Annotated in this window: 16 protein-coding genes; 10 read left to right on the top strand and 6 right to left on the bottom strand. The window is 66.8% G+C overall.

All coding sequences use genetic code 11. The features are described 5' to 3' along the window. Positions 1–62: 62 nt before the first annotated feature. From LPB04_RS00745 to LPB04_RS00715, 7 genes are all read left to right on the top strand, one after another. A complete protein-coding gene (locus tag LPB04_RS00745; RefSeq protein ID WP_193686921.1) occupies positions 63–1433 on the top strand; it encodes an NAD(P)-dependent oxidoreductase in 1371 nt (456 codons plus the stop codon). Further along, a complete protein-coding gene (gene preA, locus LPB04_RS00740; RefSeq protein ID WP_193686920.1) occupies positions 1421–2740 on the top strand; it encodes an NAD-dependent dihydropyrimidine dehydrogenase subunit PreA in 1320 nt (439 codons plus the stop codon). The genes LPB04_RS00745 and preA overlap by 13 nt, the downstream gene beginning before the upstream one ends. Before the next feature lie 110 nt (positions 2741–2850). Continuing rightward, positions 2851–4332, top strand: coding sequence for an NCS1 family nucleobase:cation symporter-1 (locus tag LPB04_RS00735; RefSeq protein ID WP_193686919.1), 1482 nt, complete (start codon positions 2851–2853; stop codon positions 4330–4332). A 19-nt stretch (positions 4333–4351) separates the two neighbouring features. Then, positions 4352–5743, top strand: a complete 1392-nt coding sequence (hydA, locus tag LPB04_RS00730; RefSeq protein ID WP_193686918.1) for a dihydropyrimidinase — start codon at positions 4352–4354, stop codon at positions 5741–5743. Between the two features lie 20 nt (positions 5744–5763). After that, entirely contained in the window at positions 5764–7038 is a 1275-nt protein-coding gene (locus tag LPB04_RS00725; protein WP_193686917.1) for a Zn-dependent hydrolase, read from the top strand. A 96-nt stretch (positions 7039–7134) separates the two neighbouring features. Next, on the top strand, positions 7135–7464 hold the full coding sequence (locus tag LPB04_RS00720) for a hypothetical protein (RefSeq protein WP_193686916.1): 330 nt from the start codon (positions 7135–7137) through the stop codon (positions 7462–7464). Between the two features lie 236 nt (positions 7465–7700). After that, complete coding sequence (locus tag LPB04_RS00715; protein ID WP_193686915.1) at positions 7701–8567, top strand: DMT family transporter; 867 nt, start codon at positions 7701–7703, stop codon at positions 8565–8567. 5 nt (positions 8568–8572) lie between these two features. Here the strand turns inward: LPB04_RS00715 and LPB04_RS00710 are convergent, their stop codons facing one another. Further along, on the bottom strand, positions 8573–9043 hold the full coding sequence (locus LPB04_RS00710; protein WP_193686914.1) for a GNAT family N-acetyltransferase: 471 nt from the start codon (positions 9041–9043) through the stop codon (positions 8573–8575). Between the two features lie 139 nt (positions 9044–9182). On the opposite strand from LPB04_RS00710, the gene LPB04_RS00705 reads away from it, so the two are divergent. Beyond that, the gene (locus LPB04_RS00705; protein ID WP_193686913.1) at positions 9183–9500 is read left to right on the top strand and encodes a hypothetical protein; all 318 of its coding nucleotides are present in this window, start codon (positions 9183–9185) and stop codon (positions 9498–9500) included. Here the strand turns inward: LPB04_RS00705 and LPB04_RS00700 are convergent. Both LPB04_RS00700 and LPB04_RS00695 read right to left on the bottom strand, forming a co-directional pair. Then, positions 9488–11236 carry an allantoate amidohydrolase gene (locus LPB04_RS00700; protein ID WP_193686912.1) on the bottom strand — a complete coding sequence of 583 codons (1749 nt, stop codon included), beginning with the start codon at positions 11234–11236 and terminating at the stop codon, positions 9488–9490. The genes LPB04_RS00705 and LPB04_RS00700 overlap by 13 nt on opposite strands. A 73-nt stretch (positions 11237–11309) precedes the next feature. Next, the gene (locus LPB04_RS00695; RefSeq protein ID WP_193686911.1) at positions 11310–12248 is read right to left on the bottom strand and encodes a LysR substrate-binding domain-containing protein; all 939 of its coding nucleotides are present in this window, start codon (positions 12246–12248) and stop codon (positions 11310–11312) included. Between the two features lie 106 nt (positions 12249–12354). Here LPB04_RS00695 and LPB04_RS00690 point away from each other — a divergent pair, with 106 nt between their 5' ends. Both LPB04_RS00690 and LPB04_RS00685 read left to right on the top strand, forming a co-directional pair. Beyond that, the gene (locus LPB04_RS00690) at positions 12355–13572 is read left to right on the top strand and encodes a urate hydroxylase PuuD (protein WP_193686910.1); all 1218 of its coding nucleotides are present in this window, start codon (positions 12355–12357) and stop codon (positions 13570–13572) included. A 29-nt stretch (positions 13573–13601) separates the two neighbouring features. Continuing rightward, on the top strand, positions 13602–14831 hold the full coding sequence (locus tag LPB04_RS00685; RefSeq protein ID WP_193686909.1) for a M20/M25/M40 family metallo-hydrolase: 1230 nt from the start codon (positions 13602–13604) through the stop codon (positions 14829–14831). A 3-nt stretch (positions 14832–14834) separates the two neighbouring features. Here the strand turns inward: LPB04_RS00685 and LPB04_RS00680 are convergent, their stop codons facing one another. The 3 genes from LPB04_RS00680 to LPB04_RS00670 all read right to left on the bottom strand — a co-directional run bounded on the left by LPB04_RS00680 (position 14835) and on the right by LPB04_RS00670 (position 21344). Continuing rightward, positions 14835–16520 carry a vWA domain-containing protein gene (locus LPB04_RS00680; RefSeq protein WP_193686908.1) on the bottom strand — a complete coding sequence of 562 codons (1686 nt, stop codon included), beginning with the start codon at positions 16518–16520 and terminating at the stop codon, positions 14835–14837. 108 nt (positions 16521–16628) lie between these two features. Beyond that, entirely contained in the window at positions 16629–18890 is a 2262-nt protein-coding gene (locus LPB04_RS00675; RefSeq protein WP_227496570.1) for a hypothetical protein, read from the bottom strand. Positions 18891–18980: 90 nt separating this feature from the next. Next, the gene (locus tag LPB04_RS00670; protein ID WP_193686907.1) at positions 18981–21344 is read right to left on the bottom strand and encodes a S9 family peptidase; all 2364 of its coding nucleotides are present in this window, start codon (positions 21342–21344) and stop codon (positions 18981–18983) included. Positions 21345–21366: the final 22 nt, after the last annotated feature.

Here is a 21366-nt window from a genome sequence, read left to right as displayed (position 1 = left end):
CAGTCAGCACCACAGGTACGAAGCAGTCGAACACCAGCACTCCAACAAAACCAGGGATGCACATGATCGAGACTCTCCAGCACCTGCCGCCGGCAGCCGACTCGCACGGCGCGCTCGCGGCGCAGTTCACGGACCTGGCGCCGCCGTTGACAAGCCGCCAGGCGGCCATCGAAGCAGCGCGCTGCCTCTACTGTTACGACGCCCCCTGCATGCGTGCCTGTCCCACCGGCATCGACGTCGCCAGCTTCATCCGCAACATCCACGACGGGAACATCAACGGCGCCGCCATCGGCATCCTCAAGGCGAACATTTTTGGGGGCAGCTGCGCGCGCGTCTGCCCGACCGAAATCCTCTGTGAAGACGCCTGCGTGCGCAATCACTACGCCGAGCGCGAGCCCGTCAAAATCGGCCTGCTGCAGCGCCACGCGGTCGACAATGCGCGCTTCGAGGGTCACCCATTCGCGCGCGCCCCGTCGACCGGGAAGACGATCGCCGTGGTCGGCGCCGGCCCGGCCGGCCTGTCCTGCGCCCACCGCCTCGCCATGCTCGGGCACGACGTCGTCGTGTTCGAAGCGAAGCCGAAAGCCGGCGGCCTGAACGAATACGGCATCGCCAAATACAAGCTGCCCGGCGACTTCGCGCAGCAGGAAGTCGACTTCCTGCTCTCAATCGGCGGCATCGACATCCAGTACGGCCAGGCTCTGGGCGACAACCTCCAGTTGCAGGACCTGCACGCGCGCTTCGACGCGGTCTTCCTCGGCCTGGGCCTGGGTGCCAGCCGCCGCCTCGGCCTGACGGGAGAAGATGCGCCGGGCCTGCTGGCCGCGACCGACTACATTGCGGCCTTACGCCAGGCGGACGACTTGTCTCGTTTGCCGGTACCGCGCCGCGCAATCGTCATCGGCGCGGGCAATACCGCGATCGACATGGCGGTGCAACTGAAACGCCTCGGCGCCGACGAGGTGACCCTGGTCTACCGCCGGGGTTTCGACGCGATGAGCGCAACCGGCCACGAGATCGAGATCGCCAAGACCAATTTCGTGCGCATCCGTACCTGGGCCTCGCCGCTGGAAGTCCTGTTCGACGGCCTGGGGCGCGTGATCGGCATGCGCTTCGAGGAAACCCGCATGGACGAAGGCCGGCTGGCGCGCACCGGCGCCTTTATCGAGATCGCGGCCGATGCCGTGTTCAAGGCCATCGGCCAGGCGATGGCGCCGCCATCGGAACTCGATGCCCTGGCCCAGGAACTATGGCGCGACGGCGAACGCATCGCCGTCGACGGCGCGCTACGCACCAGGGTCCCCGGCATCTACGCCGGCGGCGACTGCGTCGCGCTGGGACAGGACCTGACGGTGCAAGCGGTCCAGCACGGCAAACTGGCCGCGCTGGCGATCCACAACGATATCCTGGCGGGGGCAGCATGGCCGACCTGAGCATCGATTTCTGCGGTATCAAATCGCCCAATCCGTTCTGGCTCGCTTCGGCACCGCCGACGGATAAAGCCTATAACGTCGTGCGCGCCTTCGAGGCCGGCTGGGGCGGTGTGGTCTGGAAGACGCTCGGCGAAGATCCGCCGGCCGTCAACGTCTCTTCGCGCTATTCGGCCCACTACGGCAAGAACCGCGAGGTCATCGGCTTCAATAACATCGAGCTGATCACCGACCGCAGCCTGGAGATCAACCTGCGCGAGATCACGGCCGTGAAAAAGGCCTGGCCCGACCGCGCGATGATCGTCTCGCTGATGCTGCCCTGCGAGGAAGCGCCGTGGGCGGCGATCCTGCCGCTGGTGGAAGCGACCGGCGCCGACGGCATCGAACTCAATTTCGGCTGCCCGCATGGCATGCCCGAACGCGGCATGGGCGCGGCCGTCGGCCAGGTGCCCGAATACGTGCAGATGGTCACCGCCTGGTGCAAGAAGCACACGCGCCTGCCCGTCATCGTGAAACTGACGCCGAACATCACCGACGTACGCGCCCCAGCGCGTGCGGCGCTGGCCGGCGGCGCCGATGCGGTCTCGCTGATCAACACTGTCAACTCGATCACCCACCTCGACCTCGATCGCATGGTCGCGTTCCCGGCAGTCGGGAATGCCAGCACCCACGGCGGCTATTGCGGCTCGGCCGTGAAACCGATCGCCCTGAACATGGTGGCCGAGATCGCACGCGACCCGGTCACCGCCGGCTTGCCGATCTCCGGCATCGGCGGCATCGGCAACTGGAGGGACGCGGCCGAATTCATCGCGCTCGGTGCCGGCTCGGTGCAGGTGTGCACGGCTGCCATGCTGCACGGCTTCCGCATCGTCGAGGAGATGAAGGACGGCCTGGCGCGCTGGATGGACGAGAAGGGCTATGCCGACATCGCCGCCTTCTCGCGCAAGGCAGTGCCGAACACGACCGACTGGAAATACCTGGACATGAATTTCCAGACCATCGCCCACATCGACCAGGACAAGTGCATCGGCTGCGGCAAGTGTTTTGTCGCCTGCGAAGACACCTCGCACCAGGCGATCGCGCAGCGGATCATGGAGAACGGCGCCCGCCGCTACGAGGTGATCCGCGACGAGTGCGTCGGCTGCAACCTGTGCGAGATCACCTGCCCGGTCGAGGCCTGCATCGCGATGGTGCCGCAGGAAACCGGCAAGCCCTACATGAACTGGACGCAGGATCCCCGCAATCCGCGCGCGGAAAGCCGGGCCGACGCCGCGGTAGGGCAGACAACGGCGGTCATCGAGCCGGCCTGAACCGGTATGGCGGGCGCAAGCGGTTTTCCACTCGCGCCCGCAAAAACGTTTGCGCTACACTGCGTTGCATCAGCAACCTGTTTGGAGAGATCCGTTTGGAAAACCGTACCGTGACGCAACACCCTGTCAGCACCGAACTCTGGAATCACGATCTGGCGCCCACCAGCGCCGCGCAGCGCACCTGGCGCTGGTACCACTTCGCCGCGCTCTGGGTCGGCATGGTGATGTGCATCCCCGCCTATACGCTCTCGGCCAGCCTGATCGAAGCCGGCATGTCCGGCTGGCAAGCGGTGTGGACGGTGTTCCTGGCGAACGCCATCGTGCTGCTGCCGATGCTCCTGATCGGCCATGCCGGCACCAAATACGGCATCCCGTATGCGGTGCTGGCGCGCGCCTCCTTCGGCACCTCGGGCGCCAAGCTGCCGGCCCTGATGCGCGCGATCGTCGCTTGCGGCTGGTACGGCATCCAGACCTGGTTTGGCGGCAGCATGATCTATACGCTGCTGGGCGTGCTGGCCGGACATCCGGTCGGCGGCGAGCCGATCGCGGGCCTGGGCATCAACCTCGGCCAGCTGCTCTGTTTCCTGGCCTTCTGGGCGATCCAGTTCTATTTCATCGTGCACGGCATGGACGCGATCCGCAAACTGGAAACCTGGACCGCGCCGCTGAAGATCGTCATCTGCTTCGTGCTGCTCGGCTGGGTGTACAACAAGGCGGGCGGCTTCGGTCCGCTGCTCGACCAGCCGTCGCAATTCGTCGAAGGCGGCAAGAAGGCCGGCCAGTTCTGGAGCACCTTCTGGCCCTCGCTCACGGCCATGGTCGGTTTCTGGGCGACGCTGGCGCTGAACATCCCCGACTTCACCCGCTTCGCCAAATCCCAGCGCGACCAGGTCATCGGCCAGACCATCGGCCTGCCGGCACCGATGGGCCTGCTCGCGGCCCTGGCCGTGATCGTCACCTCGGCCACCGTGGTCCTGTACGGCAAGGCCTTGTGGGATCCGGTCGACGTCGCCAGCCGCATGACGGGCGTGGCCGTATTGATCGCCCTGATCGTGCTGCTGATCGACACCGTCAGCGTCAACCTCGCCGCCAACCTGGTCGGCCCGGCCTACGACTTTTCCGCGCTGGCGCCAAAGACCATCAGCTACCGTGCAGGCGGCTACCTGACGGCCGGCATCGCGCTGGTGATGATGCCCTGGAAAATCCTGGAGACGACCCAGGGCTATATCTTCACCTGGCTGATCGGCTATTCCGCACTGCTGGGGCCGATCGCCGGCATCCTGATCATCGACTACTATTTCATCCGCAAGACCGCCCTCGACGTCGACCAGCTCTACCGCCATGGCGGCATCTATTCGTACGGCAGCGGCTGGAACGTCGCGGCCATCGTCGCTTTCGTGCTGGGCGTGGCGCCGAACATCCCGGGCTTCCTGAACGCCGCCTTCCCGGCCTCGTTCCCGGAAGTGGGGGCGACCTTCAAGACGATTTATACCTATGCCTGGTTCGTCGGCGTGCTCATTTCCGGGCTTGCCTACGGCCTGATGATGAAAGGACGCGCGCTGCCGGCGCTGCGTCCGGCTGCGAATTCCTAGCAAACCTGGAGAGATGCCCATGACGACGATTATCCGCGGCGGCACCATCGTGAACGCCGACCGCGCCTTCCGCGGCGACGTGCTCTGTTTTGGCGACAAGATCGTGGCCGTCGGCGAGCAGCTGGACGCGCCCGCGAACGCCACCGTCATCGACGCGGGCGGACAGTATGTGATGCCGGGCGGGATCGACACCCACACCCACATGCAGCTGCCGTTCATGGGCACCGTCACCGCCGACGATTTTTTTACGGGGACCGCGGCTGGCCTGGCGGGCGGCACGACGACGATCATGGATTTCGTGATTCCCGATCCGAAGCAGTCGCTGCTGGAGGCCTACCGCACCTGGCGCGGCTGGGCGAGGAAGTCGGCCGGCGACTACACCTTCCACGTGGCCGTGACCTGGTGGGATGAGTCCGTGCACGCCGACATGGGCACGCTGGTGCGCGAGCACGGCGTGAACAGTTTTAAACATTTCATGGCCTACAAAAACGCGATCATGGCGGACGACGAAACGCTCGTGAAAAGTTTCCGGCGCGCGCTGGAACTGGGGGCGATCCCGACGGTCCACGCCGAGAACGGAGAACTCGTCTATCAGTTGCAGCAGGAACTGCTGCAAAAGGGTATCACCGGCGCCAGGGCGCATCCGCTGTCGCGTCCGCCGGAAGTCGAGGCCGAGGCGGCGAACCGCGCCATTGCCATCGCCAAGGTGCTCGGTACGCCCGTCTACATCGTGCACGTGTCCTGCGCCGAGTCGCTCGAGGCCATCACCCGTGCCCGTGCCAAGGGACAGCGCGTGTACGGCGAAGCGCTGGCTGGCCACCTCGTCATCGACGACAGCGTGTACGCCAGCGAAGACGAGGATTTCGCCCGCGGCCACGTGATGAGCCCGCCGTTTCGCGGCAAGCATCACCAGGCGGCGCTGTGGCAGGGCCTGCGTGGGGGCAACCTGCACACGACGGCGACCGACCACTGCACCTTCTGCGCCGAACAGAAGGCGGCCGGTGCCGACAATTTCACGCGGATCCCGAACGGCTGCGGCGGCGTCGAGGAACGCATGGCGATCGTCTGGGACGCCGGCGTCAACTCGGGCACCCTGACGCCCTCCGAATTCGTGCGCGTCACCTCGACCAACGCCGCGCAGATTTTTAATATGTACCCGAGAAAAGGCGTGATCGAGGTCGGGGCCGATGCCGACCTCGTCGTCTGGGACCCGAACGGCACCCGGACCATCTCGGCGAAAACCCAGTTCGCGAAAGGCGGCTTCAACGTCTTCGAAGGCCGCACCGTACGCGGCATTCCCACGCACACGATTGCCGCCGGCAAGCTCGTCTTCGAACGTGGCGACTTGCGCGCGGAAGAGGGCGCCGGCCGCCACATCGACCGGCCGGCATTCACCACGACGCAAGCTTGAACTCCCAACGGAAAACAATCATGCCCGACACCCTGCGCATCAACGGCCAACGCCTGTGGAACTCCCTGATGGAGCTCGCCCGGATCGGCGCCACCCCCAAAGGCGGCGTCAAGCGCCTCACCCTGACCGACCTCGACCGCCAGGGCCGCGACCTCGTCGTCGGCTGGGCGCGCGCAGCCGGCATGAGCGTCACCGTCGACAAGATCGGCAACGTCTTCATGCGCCGCGCAGGCCGCGACAACAGCCTGCCCCCGATCGTCACCGGCAGCCACGTCGACACCCAGCCGACCGGCGGCAAATTCGACGGCAACTATGGCGTGCTGGCCGGCATCGAAGTCGTGCGCACCCTGAACGACCGCAACATCGTGACGGAGGCCCCGATCGAGGTCGCCTTCTGGACCAACGAGGAGGGCTCGCGTTTCGTGCCGGTGATGATGGGGTCCGGCGTGTTCTGCGGCGCCTTCAGCCTGGAGACCGCCTATGCAGCGAAGGACGTCGACGGCAAGACCGTGCGCGAGGAGCTCGAGCGCATCGGCTACCTCGGCGACCAGGAACCCGGCCAGCATCCGATCGGCGCCTACTTTGAAGCGCACATCGAACAGGGCCCGGTGCTGGAAGACGCCGACAAGGTGATCGGCGTGGTGCCGGCCGTGATGGGCCTGTCCTGGTACGACTGCACGGTGTCCGGTATGGAAGCCCACGCCGGCCCGACGCCGATGGGCTTGCGCCGCGACGCGCTGCAGGTCGCCACCACCATCATGCAGGAGGTCGTCGCGATTGCGAACCGCTACCCGCCCTACGGACGCGGCACGGTCGGCATGGTGCAGGTGTTCCCGAACAGCCGCAACGTGATTCCCGGCCAGGTGAAATTCAGCATCGACCTGCGCAACGTGAACGACGCGCTCCTCAACACGATGCACGAGGAGATGCTGGCGTTCGTCGCGAAGACGCAACGCGAGACCGGCCTGGGCATCGAGATCGAGCGCGTCTCCTATTACCCGCCTTGCCCCTTCCATCCCGATTGCGTGGACGCCGTCCGTGCGGCCACCGCCAAGCTCGGCTATTCGACGATGGACGTGGTCTCGGGCGCCGGCCACGACGCCATCTACACGGCGCGGGTCGCGCCCTCGGGCATGATCTTCGTGCCCTGCAAGGATGGCATCAGCCACAACGAGATCGAGGATGCGCAGCCCGCCCACCTCGAGGCCGGCTGCAATGTCCTGCTGCATGCGATGCTGGAACGGGCCGGCGTCGCGCAGGACGCAGTCGTCGCAGGCGAAGCAGCGAGCATCTGATGCGGGCCGGGGCGAGCGCGGCGCAGCCGGAGAGTCGCCGCGTCCACACGGTGCCGGCGTGCACTGGCCTTGCGAAAACGCCGCTACAATGCCCGCATGCCGAGCAAAACCCCTACCTTTCCCGGTCCGCTGACCGCGCGTGGCGCCGTGCTGGCGGTGCTGCTGTCCGACGAAGACCAGACCGGCGCCGAGCCGCTGCGCGGCCGGGTCACGCTGGCGGCCATCGTCCGCACCCTGAAACGCAAGTACAACTGGCCGATCGAGACCAGCAGCTTTCCCTCGAACGGGGCAGATGGGCGCGCCACCTGGGCCACCGTGTACAGCCTGCCGCCGGCAGTCGTCACGCGCGCGCTGAATGCGGGCGGACGCGACTGGCTCAAGAGCCGGGCGACGGCCAGGCGCGCGCCGCCGCGCGAGTTCGAGTAGGCGAAACGCGCGCGCTTTGTCGTGGGCGTGCCGGCGCCGGCACGGCCGCATGCGTGCCAGGATGCTGAACCAGCACGGCCCGAGGGTGTCCAACCCAGTTTCGGCGACCACTTCCCCGATGTCGACGGCGCACCCCAGCCGGCTTGAACCTTCCGTCCAGCAGCGGGATCATGTCACGCGCGCAGCGGGCGCGGCCCCGCACGTGTGGAACCGGGCGCCTGCACCGGGGGCCGTCCATGCGTGACCGCGCCGCCGACACGCCGCAGCTCGCAACGCTGGCCTTGACGGCGGCGGCGATGCTCGCCTTTGCCGCCAACTCCCTGCTGTGCCGCCTGGCCCTGGCGCGCGGCGGCATCGATCCGGCCAGCTTCGGTGCGATCCGCCTGGCCTCCGGCGCACTGGCGCTGGCACTGATCGTGCGCTGGCGCGCGGGGCACGAAACGAGCGTGCACGGCGACTGGATGTCGGCGGCGATGCTGTTCGCGTATGTCGCTTTTTTCTCGTTTGCCTATGTCGGCCTGGCGGCAGGAACCGGGGCGCTGGTCCTGTTCGGCGCCGTCCAGCTGACCATGTTCGGCTGGGCGCTGCGGGGCGGCGAGCGCTTCCCGCTGACGGCCTGGTGCGGGCTGGGACTGGCGGCGGCGGGCCTGGTCTACCTGGTGCTGCCGGGGGTGAGTGCGCCGCCGCTTCTCGCTGCCGTGTCGATGGCCCTGGCCGGGGCGGCCTGGGGCGTGTATTCGCTGCGCGGCCGCGGTGCGCCCGATCCTTTGCGCGCCACGGCCGGCAATTTCCTGCGCGCGGCGCCGCTGGGTTTCGTGCTGTGGCTGCCGTTCACCGGCGTCGCCCATGCCGACGCCGCAGGCATCCTGCTTGCGATCGTGTCGGGCGCGGTGACGTCCGGCTTCGGGTATGCGCTCTGGTACACGGCCCTGCGCAGGTTGACGGCGATGCAGGCGGCGACGGTGCAGTTGTCGGTGCCCGTGATGACCGCGTTCGGGGCGGTGCTGTTCCTTTCCGAGCCGCTGACACTGCGGCTGGTGCTGGCTTCAGTGGCGATCCTGGGCGGGATTGCGCTGGTGCTGGCGCGGCGGGGGAAGCGGTAGCAGCCTCAGCCGAGCAGCTTTTCCATCAGCACGGACGGTATTCCGATCCCCGACCTGTGCGGATACATCTCCTCACGCACCGCGGTAAAACCCGCGCGCCCGTAGAAGGGCACCGCATTCAGCGAAGCCGGCAGGAACAGGCGCCCGCAGCCGGCCGCGCGGGCGGCATCCTTGACCGCCTTCAGCAGCAGCGCGCCGATCCCGCGTCCGTGCTGCGCCGGCTCGACGAAGACGGCGTCGACCTCGCCACTGGCCGCATTCAATACCCCATAGCCAAGCAGGCGGGCGTCGTCCTCGGCGACGATGCCGCCACCCTGGGCCACCAATTGATGTAGGGAAGCCGGTGGCGGTGAGCTGAGCCAGGCCGCCAGCACGGCTGCGCTGTAGTGCGCCGCACAGGCGTGGGCGACCGCGCGGGTGCGCAGCGCCCATAGCAGGGGAATTTCTTCAGGGTAAGCAGGACGGAGCACGAACATGGGACTTCCTTGACATCGATGTCGATGGCCCTACATTGACAATGACAGCCCGCATGACCTCGCGCTGCCCGCCAGGTAATCTTTTCTGCGCGCATTAATCGCAGCAGCCGCATCGACCCGCAACCGATGGAGAGCGAACATGGAAATGGTCTTTTGCCCGGGCTGTGCCGGCGACGTGCATGATGGCAGCGGCGCCTGTCCAGTCTGCGGCGCATCGCAGGCCGTGGCGGCCGCCCCCGGCATCCGGCGCAATCCCTTCATGCTGATCGCATGCTGCGTCCTGTGGTCGATCGGTATCTGGTTCGGCGCGCTGTTCCTGGTCGGCGTGGCGGCGGGTGACAGGCTGAGCGAGGCCTTGGGCGGTCCCTTCCTGCTCGCATCGATCGGCCTGTCCATCGGCCTCACCGTGCGCGGCATGCTTCCGGGGACCGCGAAGCCTGTCCCTCAGGCCGGGTAGCTGCGCAGGAAGTCGAGCAGCACCTGTCCGGCCAGTTCCGCGTCGTCCGCCGTCATCGTCTCCAGCGGGTTGTGGCTGATGCCGCCGTTGCCGCAGCGGGTGAACAGCATCGCGACCTCGGTGATCTGCGCCATTTGCATCGCATCGTGGCCGGCCCCCGACAGCAGGTCGAAGCGTGGCACGCCCGCGCGCTCGACCGCCGCGCCCAGCGCGTCCATCAGGCGCGGCGCACACGGAGCAGCGTCGGCCTCGACGATCTTCCACAGCTTTTCCTCGATCCCGCGCCGCGCGCAGATGGCACTGATGCCGGCCAGGATGTCGTCCACGGCTGCCAGGCGCACGGCGTCGATGGCGGCGCGGATGTCGAGCGAGAGCTTGCAGGCGCCCGGGATCACGTTGACGGAACCGCCCGGCACCTCGAGCTGGCCGACGGTGCCGACCAGAGACGGCACACCGCTGCAGCGTTCCTCGACCAGCAGCACGATTTCGGCGGCGGCGGCGGCGGCATCGCGCCGCATGCCCATCGGGGTGGTGCCGGCGTGACTCGCCACGCCCGTCAGTTCGACCAGATAGCGCGAGCTGCCGGCGATCGCGGTGACGACGCCAACCGGCAAGCCGCGTTCGAGCAGCACCGGTCCCTGTTCGATGTGGACTTCGACGAAACCGAGCAGGTCTTCCGGCTTGCGGGCAATCGATGCGATGGCGCCGGGCTCCTGGCCGGCGGCGCGGATCGCGTCGCGCAGCGCGATGCCGTCGGCGTCGAGCGCGTCCAGCAGCGCCGGGTCGAACTGGCCGGTGATCGCGCTGCTGCCGAGGAAGGTGCTGCGAAAGCGCACGCCTTCTTCTTCGGCGAAGCCGACCACGTCGAGGTGGAAGGGCAGGCGCTCGCCGCGCGCGTGCAGGTGGGCCACGATGGCAATCGGCAGCAGGATGCCGAGCCGCCCGTCGTACTTGCCGCCGTTACGCACCGTGTCGTAGTGCGAACCGGTCATCAGCGTCTTCGCATCCGGGTCATGCGCGGCGTAGCGCCCGACCACATTGCCGACCGCGTCGATGTGGGCTTCCATGCCGGCGTCGGCCATCCACTGCATGATCTGTGCGGCGGTGCGCCGGTGTGCGGGCGTGAGATAGGCGCAAGTGAGGCCTGTGTCGGGGTCGCTCCAGGCGCCGATCGTTTCGCACCAGTCCATCACCTGCGCGCCCAGTTGCGGCGCCACGTCGAATAAAGCGTTGAGGCGGATTTCGGCGATGCGGTGCACCTGGCGCAGGGCCTCGGCGAATTCATCGGGCCGCGTGTTCTTCAGGCGCCGGGCGAAGGTCTCGATGATGCTGGTGCGCGTCAGCCCGCGCCCGGTCGGGCCCTTCACGGCCAGGATGAAGGGGAAGCCGAACTTGTCGTTGTATTCGGCGTTCAGGGCGTGCAGCCGCGCGTATTCCCCGGCACTGCACAGGTTCAGGCCGGAAGCCGCCTGCTCGCTCGTCGACTCCTGCGTCAGCTCGCCCGCGATGGCCGCCTTGCCCGCCAGCTCAGGGTGCGCGCGCAGCAGGCCGAGACGCTCAGCCTCGCTCGAGGTATTCACGACGTCCTGCAGCGCCAGCTTGAGCGCGGCGAGCGTCGCAAACGGCCGGCGTGCTGCCGCGCGCTGTGCAATCCAGGGCGAGTGCTCGTAGATGCCGTCCAGAGCCGCGACAAAGGCGGAGTCAGTCAAGGTGTTCAGGCTTGCAAGCGTGGTCATGGTCGGCCTCGGGTGGTCAAGCATTCGATGATAAATCCTGCGCGCGGTTCAATCATAAGCCTGCGCATATACCTTATTTTTGTACCAGCGCCCGCGCAGCCTGGCTCACCTGGTCGCGCAGCCATTTGTGCTCGGACGACTGGTGCACGCGCTGGTGCCACAGCTGGTAGAAGCGCATCGGCGGGAATTTCAGGGGCATCGTAAACGTCTTCAGCGGCAGCGTCTTCTCATAAAAACGCATGAACTGGCGGCCGGTGGTCAGCACCAGGTCGGTCTGGGTCAGCATGTAGGGAATCAGCCCGAAGTAGGGCGACTCGACCGCGATTTTTCTCTGCATCCCCTGGCGCGCGAGGAAGGAATCGATCACGCCGTGGTAGCCGGGCAGCGTCTGCGAGGGTGCCACGTGCGGCAAACTGAGGTAGTCTTCGATGGTCATCGCGTCGGCGTCCGTCCTGCGCGCGTAGGGGCTGTCGGCGCGCATGGTGCAGACGATCGGGTCCTCGAACAGTTTCGAGATGTGCAGGTGCGCGGGCGGCTCGTCCCAGTTGGCGATCACCAGGTCCATTTCGCCGTCGGAGAGCATGCGCAGGTAGTCGGCGCCGGCGCCCATGCCGTGGATCGCGACCCGGCTGTTGGGCGAGCCGCGGCGCACGGCGGCGACCACGTTCGGCAGGAACTGGGTGTCGAGGTAGTCGGGCGCGGCAATATGAAAAGTGCGCGCCGCCTCTTCGGGGACGAAGGCCGACTTTTTGACGAACAGGCTCTCGGTCTCGTCGAGGATGCGCTTGGCGGGTTTGAGCAGGCTTTCGCCGTGCTGGGTCGGCACCATCCCGCGCGCGCCGCGCACGAGCAGCGGGTCGCCCGTCAGTTCGCGCAGTTTGCGCAGCGAGGCCGAGATCGAAGGCTGCGGCTGGTTCAGTTTCAGGGCCACCCGCGAGACGTTCTTCTCGACCAGCAGCAGATAGAGGATACGGATCAGGTGGATATCCAGGTGCTGGGGCAGGGCGGCCATGGGCTTGTTGTATATGAAATCGGGTATGTCGAATATACGTCAACTTTCATGTTGTACAAAATGAAATCGGTTTATCGTCAGTGAAATCACGCTACAAGGACCCTGCATGGACGTGTTCGCCTCCTATGGCCTCGAATGGCTCAACCTGCTGGTGCGCTGGCTGCACATCATCACGGGCATCGCCTGGATCGGCGCCTCCTTCTATTTCGTCTGGCTCGACAACACGATCAAGCCGCCCGCGCCCGGCTCCGACCTTGCGAAGAAGGGCGTCGCCGGCGAGCTGTGGGCCGTGCACGGGGGCGGCTTCTACAATCCGCAGAAATACTTGGTGGCGCCCGCCGAACTGCCGACGGAACTGCACTGGTTCAAGTGGGAAGCCTATTCGACCTGGCTGTCGGGTTTCGCGCTGCTGTTCATCGTCTACTACCTGAACGCGCAGGCGATGATGGTCGACCGCAGCGTGGCCGATCTGAGCAGCTGGCAGGCGGTCGGCATCGGCCTCGGGAGCCTGGTGGCCGGCTGGCTGGTGTACGACCTGCTGTGCAAATCACCGCTCGGCAAACGCGACCTGGCGTTCGGCCTCGTCATCTTCGCCTTCCTGGTCGGCAGCGCATACGTGCTGACGCATTTGCTCAGCGGCCGCGCGGCCTACCTCCATATCGGCGCGATGATCGGCACCATCATGGTTGCCAACGTGGCCCACGTGATCATTCCCGGGCAGCGCAAGATGGTCGATGCCATGCTGGCCGGCGGGAAGCCCGATCCCGTCCATGGCATCCGCGCCAAGCAGCGCTCGGTCCACAATAATTACTTCACGCTGCCGGTGCTGTTCCTCATGATCAGCAACCACTATGCGATGACCTATCGCCACGAACACGCCTGGGCGGTGCTGGCGGTGATCATGGCGGCGGGCGTGTTGATCCGCCATTTCTTCAACCTGCGCCACAAGGGCCGCATCGAGTGGAAGTATCCGGCGGCCGGCGTCGCGCTGCTGGCCGTGCTGGCGGTGCTGATTGCGCCGAAAGCGCCCACGGCGCAGCAGCCGGGCGTGGACACGGCCGGCCAGTTCACGCAGGTCAAGAGCATCGTCGACCAGCGCTGCGTGGCCTGCCATTCCGCGCATCCAACGCAACCCGGCTTCGCCACCGCGCCGGCCGGGGTCATGCTCGATTCGCCCGAACTGGTCGCCCAGCACGCGGCGCGCATCTACCAGCAGACGGTGCAGCTGAAGGCGATGCCGCTGGCGAATCTCACCCACATGACCGACGCCGAACGGGCGCAGGTCGGCGCCTGGTTCGAAGCCGGCGCAAAGGTAAGTAAATAAGCAGGTAAACAAGCGGGGTAAATAAAAATATGGACACCAAACAGCAGCTGCTCGACTGGATCGACGCCCACTTCGACGAGCAGGTCGCCTTTCTGCAGTCGGTGGTGCGCATCCCGACCGATACCCCGCCCGGCAACAACGCGCCGCATGCGGAAGCGATCGCCGGCATGGTGGAAAGCTTCGGCTGGCAGGCCGAGCGCCACACGGTGCCGGCGCAGGAGGTGCGCGACTACGGCATGGAGAGCATCACGAACCTGATCGTGCGCCGGCCCTACGGCGCGGGCGGTCCGACGATCGCCCTGAACGCCCACGGCGACGTGGTGCCGCCGGGCGAGGGCTGGACCAGGCCGCCCTACGGCGCCGAGATCGAGGATGGCTACCTGTACGGGCGCGCGGCGGCGGTGTCGAAGAGCGACTTCGCGACCTATATCTTCGCCGTGCGCGCACTCGAAGCATTGAAGGCGCCTTTGCGGGGCGGCGTGGAGCTGCATTTCACGTACGACGAGGAGTTCGGCGGCCTGCTCGGTCCGGGCTGGCTGCTCGAACAGAAGCTGACGCACCCGGACCTGGTGATCGCCGCCGGCTTCAGCTACCAGGTCGTCACCGCCCACAACGCCTGCCTGCAGCTGGAAGTGACGGTGCACGGCAAGGCCGGCCACGGCGCCATGCCCGAGACGGCGCATGATGCACTGCAGGCCGCCACGCGCGTCCTGAACGCGATCTATGGCCAGCTGCCGGAGCTGAAGAAGATCAAGTCGAGCGTGCCGGGGATCGACTCGCCGACCATGCTGGTCGGGCGTATCGATGGCGGGACCAACACGAATGTCGTGCCGGGCAAGGTGGTCCTCAAAATGGACCGGCGCATGATTCCGGAAGAAGACCCGGCCGCCGTGGAAGCGGGGGTGCGTGCGCTGATCGAGGAGGCGGTGCAGGGCCTGCCCGGAATCCGGGTCGAGATCCGGAGATTGCTGCTGTCGCAGGCGCTGCGGCCGCTGCCAGGGGCGGATCAACTGGTGCGCAGCCTGCAGGAGAATGCACGGGCGGTGCTCGGCGAAGCCATTCCGGCGGTCGGTACGCCGCTGTACGCGGATGCGCGCCTGTATGGCGAGCGCGGGATTCCGGCCGTGATGTACGGCGCCGGGCCGCGGACGGTGCCGGAATCGAATGCGAAGAAGGCGGACGAGAAGCTGGCGCTGGAGGATCTGAGGAAAGCGACCAAGGTCGTCGCCCTCACCCTCTTCGATTTACTGTCGGCGTAATCCCTACGGCTGGCCGATTCCACCGGCCTTGCCCAGCGCTTCCGTCATCCGCACCAGCTTCACGAACTCGGCCCGATAGCCTTCCGCATCCTCGCCCCGCGCACCGTTCGCCAGGTCGGCGATGTCGGCATAGCTGTAATCGGCCACCTGCTGCTCGCCGCGCAGGCGCTGGCCGAAGGCGGCGACGGCGACGGCGAAGCGCTGGTCGGCCGGCGCCGAGGCCAGTGTCTTGTGCACCGATCCGGCGCGCACCGGCTGTTCGACCAGGCGGCTGCTGGACTCACCCGGCAGCTTGTAGCGCACCCGTACGAAGCACAGCTCGTCGCTCTTCGCGCTCGAAGCCGGCTTCTTGCCCGCGCCGTAGCGCAGCGGATCGACCAGTTTCCCCGCAGCGGAGGCCGGCGTGATCTCGTAGATCGCGGTGACGGTATGGCCCGCGCCCATGTCGCCGGCGTCGACCTTGTCGTCTTTAAAATCCTGGCGGTCCAGCATGCGCGTCTCGTAGCCGATCAGGCGGTAGGCGGCGACCTGGGCCGGGTTGAATTCGACCTGCATCTTGACGTCGTTCGCGATCGGGAACATGGTCGAGCCGAGTTCCTCGCCCAGCGCCTTGCGTGCCTCCAGCAGCGAGTCGATGTAGGCCGCGTTGCCGTTGCCCGACTGCGCCAGGCGCTGCATCAGGGCGTCGTTCAGGTTGCCGCTGCCGACGCCGAGGATCGACAGGTAGACGCCGCTCTTGCGCTTGTCGGCGACGAATTTCTCCAGTTCGCGCGGGTCGGTGATGCCGACATTGAAATCGCCGTCGGTCGCGAGGATGATGCGGTTCACGGCGCCCTTGTCGATATGGCGCTCGGCCAGCGCATAGGCGCGCTGCAGGCCGTCGGCGCCGGCCGTGCCGCCGCCGGCACCCAGGGCATCGATGGCGTCGAGAATCTTGCCCTTGTCTTTGCCCGTGGTCGGTTCCAGCGCCACTTTCGTGCCGCTGGCGTAGGTGACGATCGCGACCCGGTCCTGCGGCCGCAGGCGCTCGGCGAACAGGCGGAAGCCCTGTTTCAGCAGCGGCAGCCGGTCCTGCGGCGCCATCGAGCCGGAGACGTCGACCAGCAGCACCACGTTCATCGGCGGCTGCTGCGCCGCCTGGATGTCGTAGCCGCGCACGGCGATGTGCAGCAGCTGGTTCTCCGCTTTCCACGGGCTCGGCATGACCTCGGTCGTCAGCGCGAAGGGCTGGGTGCGGCTCGCCGGACGGGCGTAGTTGTAGGGGAAGTAGTTCACCATTTCTTCGACGCGCACGGCCGCGAGCGGCGGCAGCCGGCCGGTGTTCAGCTGGCGCCGCACGAAGGCATAGGATGCCGTATCGACGTCGGTGCTGAAGGTGGAGACGGGCTGCTCCTCGACCAGGATTGCCTTGTTCGCCTGGACATCGGGGAATTTGTCGACGCCGGGCAGGCGCACCACCGGCGCCATGGGGAACATCAGCGGCGATGCGGGCGCATAGGTGAACACCGGGCCCTGTTTGAGGCTCGAGCCGGTGACATCCACGCGCTGCGGCATGTTGGACGCGGGAGGCGGAGGCGGCGCGACAGCAGTGCCGGCAACGACAGGCTGCGGCGCCTGGTTCTGCGTGCTGCAGGCGGCGAGGAGCAATGCGGCTGCCAGGGCAGGCAGCGCGGCGGACGAGCGTCTCATGTCAGGACCTTGTGGAGTTATTGTTCTCACAAGATGCTACAAGGCCGATGACGATGCAATCGCGGTTACAAGTTGTAATTCTTTACCGCTTTCCGACGCCAATGCAGCTTAACGCGGCACGATCGCGAACTGCGGCCCCTCGCCATAATCGGGCTTCACGCTGCGTGCCATGAACCTGGCCCAGGCCTTGCGGCCGGCTTCGCCGCCGACGCTGGCGGCGTAGGCCAGTGCCGGCTGCATGTTGGAGGGGAAGCCGGTGGTGGCATCGGCATAGCCGCCCATGTCGCCCGGCTTCTGCTTGAGCGCCGCAGCGATGCGGTCGCCGTCGCAGGGAAGGGAAGCGATGTCGGGGCCGACGGTGGCTGCATAGGCGTCGCCGATGCGCTCGAACAGCGGCGCCGTCGGCGATGGCCGTACCGTGTAGGTGTAGTTGGCGCCGGCCAGCCAGCATACGCCTTCCCCGGTCATGCGGCTGATCGGAAAGCGCACTTTCCACTTGAGCAGGGGCTCGGCTTCCTTGTAGCCGAGTTCCGCCACGTGGCCGACGGCGGCCGTGAAGAAGTCGTCCTGCCAGGGCGCGATCGCGGTCTTGTCCTTGTAGACGATCGCATAGCCGATCACCAGCACACCCAGCCGGTTCGCCTGCGGGTTATTGGTATAGGTGGCGTTGTACCAGTCGAGGTTACTGTCGAGGATTTTTTCCAGCGGGCGCTTGAGCGGGTGGCCGTCGGGGGTGATGTAGGCCGCCTCGGCCAGGGTGCGCAGGTTCCAGGCCTGGCTGCGCACCTGGTCCGAGGCCAGCAGCCCCTGGGCATCCTTGCGGTAGCCGGGGTTCGAATAAAACACGTTGTACATGGCCCAGAACTGCAGCTCTTCGAGGTAGTAGTGGTCGCCGGTGACGAGGTAGGGCAGGTAGGCGAAGGCCGGCTGGTGCGAACCGTCCGGCGCATTCGGCGTTTTACACAGCTCCTTGCGGCAGGGCGGGAAGACTTCCTGCTTGCCGGTCTTGGGGTTGCGCGTGTCCGAGGGATGGCCGAGCAGCGTCATGTAGGGGTAGTCGAGCAGGCTGATTGGCAGGCCGGTGCGCTTGTCGCGGTAGTGCATCGGGAAGCTGCCGGCCAGGTCGGCGGTGCCGAGCGTGACCTTCTTCGCGCGCGGGTCCATGCTGAGCAGGTAGGCAGCGCCCCAGCCGGGCAGCAGGCCGATGTCGCTGCGCCCGCCGGTGTTGCCCATCGAGCGCTCGGCCACGCCCACGCCCATCGGTTCGGTCTTCGGGCCTTCCCATTTCGCGGCCAGCGCGGCCAGCATGCTGTCGCGGACCTGGATCGAGCGGTCGTAGTTCGGCAACGCGCGGGTGGCGATCAGATAGGCGCTGTCGTGGCGCAGGTGGATTGCAGGCGCTTCGCCGGTCCAGGCCACGGTGCGCCAGCGCGCATGGTGGTAGTGCAGCAAGTCCTTCTTTTCGTAGAGCGTCTCGCCGCCGGCCGTGATCCTGACGTCGTAACTGAAATTGCGCGGCTCGGGCTCGTAGGCCCAGTCGTTCTCGAGCACCACGTCGACGCGCGCATTGCGCGTGCCGGCGTAGCTGCGGATGGCGAAGCGCGCGGCCAGGTGCGGATGCTCGGCGCCCTTCGCGTTCTTCAGCGGCGCGGCCACCTGCAGTTCGGTCACGGCCGGTCCTTGCAGCCAGGTCTGTACCTTCTGTTCCTTCAGCAGGGCGGCGCTGGAGGCGGTATAGCGCTCGCCGTCGACGACGATGCTGACCACCGTGTCCGGCGGATTCTCCGGCTTGAGCGCGGGGCCGTGAGCCTTTTTCGAGGTCCTCACCAGGGCAAGGCCGAGGTCCTTGCCGGCGGCCAGGCGCGGCAGCACCAGCGAAATGACGGCGTGGCGCACCGAGCCATCCGGATGGCTGGCTTTGACGTCGAGCTGCAGCGGCAGCAGCGTGCCGTCGGCCAGCTTGCCTGACAGGCCCGCGCCGCGAGGCAGGTCGCCGGGCGCGAACACCTGGCCAAAGGTCACCGGCACATTCGACTGGGCTTCGCGTGCCGTGCTCTCGATGACGACGCCCGTGATGCCGCCCGTCGGCACGGTAATGCCTTTCGCGGCCGGGCGCGCGGGCCTTGGCCCAACCTTGCCGTCCTTGCCATCCCTGTCGTCCCTGTCGGCCTTGTCGTCCTTGAGGTCCTTGCCGGCGGCGTCCTTCGGCGCGCCGTGGCGCGCTTCGAGCACGCGGTTTGCATCGAGCTGGCCGGTGGTCGGCAGGCCGACGAAGCCGGTGTCGTCCGGCTTTCCGCGATCCTGGGCATGGAGGGTGCCGCAGGAGAGCGCGACAAGAAGGCAGAGCGGGCGTAGCAGGGCAGGTGTCATGAAGGCAATCGGAGCAGGAACGAATAACAGGCCAACAGTAAAACAAAAAGCGCCCCGGAGGGCGCCCGTTTGTGTGCTGCCGGCTTGCGCTTACTGCTTCAGCGTGCGTTCGAACAGTTTATAAATGCGGCGGTACTGGTCGAACCAGCTCTCCGGCTGGGTGTAGGCATGGCGCTCGAGCGGGTAGCTCGCCAGTTCCCAGTTATCCTTTTTCAGTTCGATCAGGCGCTGGGCCATGCGCACCGAGTCCTGGTAGAACACGTTGTCGTCGACCATTCCGTGACCGATCAGCAGGTTGCCCTGCAGCTTGTCGGCGTACTCGATCGGCGACGACACTTTATAGGCCTGCGGATCGAGGTCGGGCGTGTTCAGGATGTTCGCCGTGTACTCGTGGTTGTAGGTGGTCCAGTCGGTGACCGGACGCAGGGCTGCGCCCGACTTGAACATCTCGGGTGCGCGCATCAGGGCCATGAAGGTCATGAAGCCGCCGTAGCTGCCGCCGTAGATGCCGACGTTGGCCGCGTCGCCCTGGACATTCGCCACCATGTACTTCACGCCGTCCTGGTAGTCGACCAGTTCCGGGTGGCCCATCTGGCGGTAGATGGCGGTGCGCCAGTTGCGGCCATAACCCTTCGAGGCGCGGTAGTCCATGTCGAGCACGACATAGCCCTTCTCGACGAGCAGGTTGTGGAACATCTGCTCGCGGAAGTAGACCGGGAAGCGTTTGGTCGTGTTCTGCAGGTAGCCGGCGCCGTGCACGAACATCACGACCGGGTATTTTTTACCCGGCTCCATTTTGGCGGGACGATACAGCTTGGACCAGACCGGATCGCCGCCGTCGCTCGAGGGCACGGCCACGTATTCGGGCTGGATCCATTCGCGCGCTTTATAGTCCGCCGTGCGCGTGTCGGTCAGCCTGACGGCCGCGCCGCCGCTGACCGGCACCGTTGCCAGCTGGGCCGGCATGTAGCTCATCGAATAGTGCACCAGCAGCTTGCGGCTGTCCGGCGACAGCGCGAAGCGCTCGACCCCCTCCAGGTTCGTGACTTCGCGCGTGCCGCCGTCCTTCGCGTTCACCGCGCAGACTTCGTAAGTGCCAGGATTCTTGCGGTTGCAGAGCAGGTAGGCGGTGCCGCCGTCAGCGCTCCACTGCACCTCGCCGGCTTCCCATTTTCCGCTCGTGAGCGCGCGGGCGCGGCCGTCAAGCCCTTGCGTGTACAGGTGCGGGTAGCCGCTTTCTTCCGACAGGTACCACAGCGTGCGGTTGTCGGGCAGCCAGCCGAATTCGCTGTTGTCGAAGTTGACCCAGGCTTCGTCGGTCAGGCGGTGGCGCGGCTTCAGTGTCGCCGCCTTCAGGTCGATGGTGGCGATCCAGCGGTCCTTGTTGTCGACGGCGCGCAGCATCACGGCAGCCTGGCTGCCATCGCCGCTCCAGCGGATGGCGTCGGCGCGGTCGGCGATGCGCAGTGGACGGTTGCCTTTCAGGGGATCGAGCCTGGCGGCTGCACGCAGCTGGGCCAGCGGATCGACCGCGATGCCGGGAAGGGTGTCGAAGGAGATGTCCTGCACGCGGCTGGACGCCAGGTCGATCAGTTTCAGTTGATGCGGCGCCGGATTGGTGCGTCCGACGCGGGTGCGCTCGTCGTCCATCTCTTCGTAGCCCGATTCGGTCACGTAGCGCGGCATCTTGCCGACCCGGCCTTTATCGGCGCTCTTGGCGGCGGTGACGACCACCAGCCAGCGGCCGTCGGGAGACAATGCGCTGCCTTCGATCGTGACCTTGTCGCCCAGGTAGACCTGGCCGGGGGCGCGGGTGGGATCGAGACGGCGCTCTTCGTCGAGGCGGGCGCGCGCGGCGTCGCGGTCGTCCTTCGCGCGTTTGAGGGTCGTGATCAGGCGCAGCTGCATGTCGCGCAGTGCGTCGGGGTCCTGCGCCGCCGGATCCTTGGCCGCACGCGGCAGGGCGACCGGGGCCTGCAGGCGGCTGGCGCGATCCCAGCTGAACCAGTCCTGGCCGATACGGAACTGCACCGCGCGCTCGTCGCTGGAGAATTGCGGATCTTCGGCCTTCACGCCGCGCGTGATCTGAACCAGTGCACCGCTTTTGAGGTCGCGCTCGAACAGGTCGCCATTGCGCACCATGATGGTGCGGCTGTGTGCACGGTCATAGACCACGGCCGGGCTGTCGAGCCTGGACAGTTCGGTGTCGGCGACTTTGTGGGCGCCGTTTTGTGCAACGACGAAGGTGTCGCGCAGCTGCGAGCCGGTGCGCTTCTGCTTGAAGTACACGTCCTTGCCGTTCCAGCCCCACCACGCCTGTTCGACGGGATTGCCGATCCAGTCCGGATGGGCCATCGCCTGGTCGAGGGTAATCGGGGTGGGCGCGGCTGTTGCCGGAAGCGCAAGGAGCGCGCAGAACGGCGCGGCAAGGAAAGTCAGTGCAGGAAGTCGCATCGTGGATGTTCGGTGAGTAGGG

It is taken from the genome of Massilia litorea, from assembly GCF_015101885.1.
Taxonomy (GTDB): Bacteria; Pseudomonadota; Gammaproteobacteria; order Burkholderiales; family Burkholderiaceae_D; genus Telluria; species Telluria litorea.
This window is presented reverse-complemented; position numbering and strand designations above follow the sequence as displayed.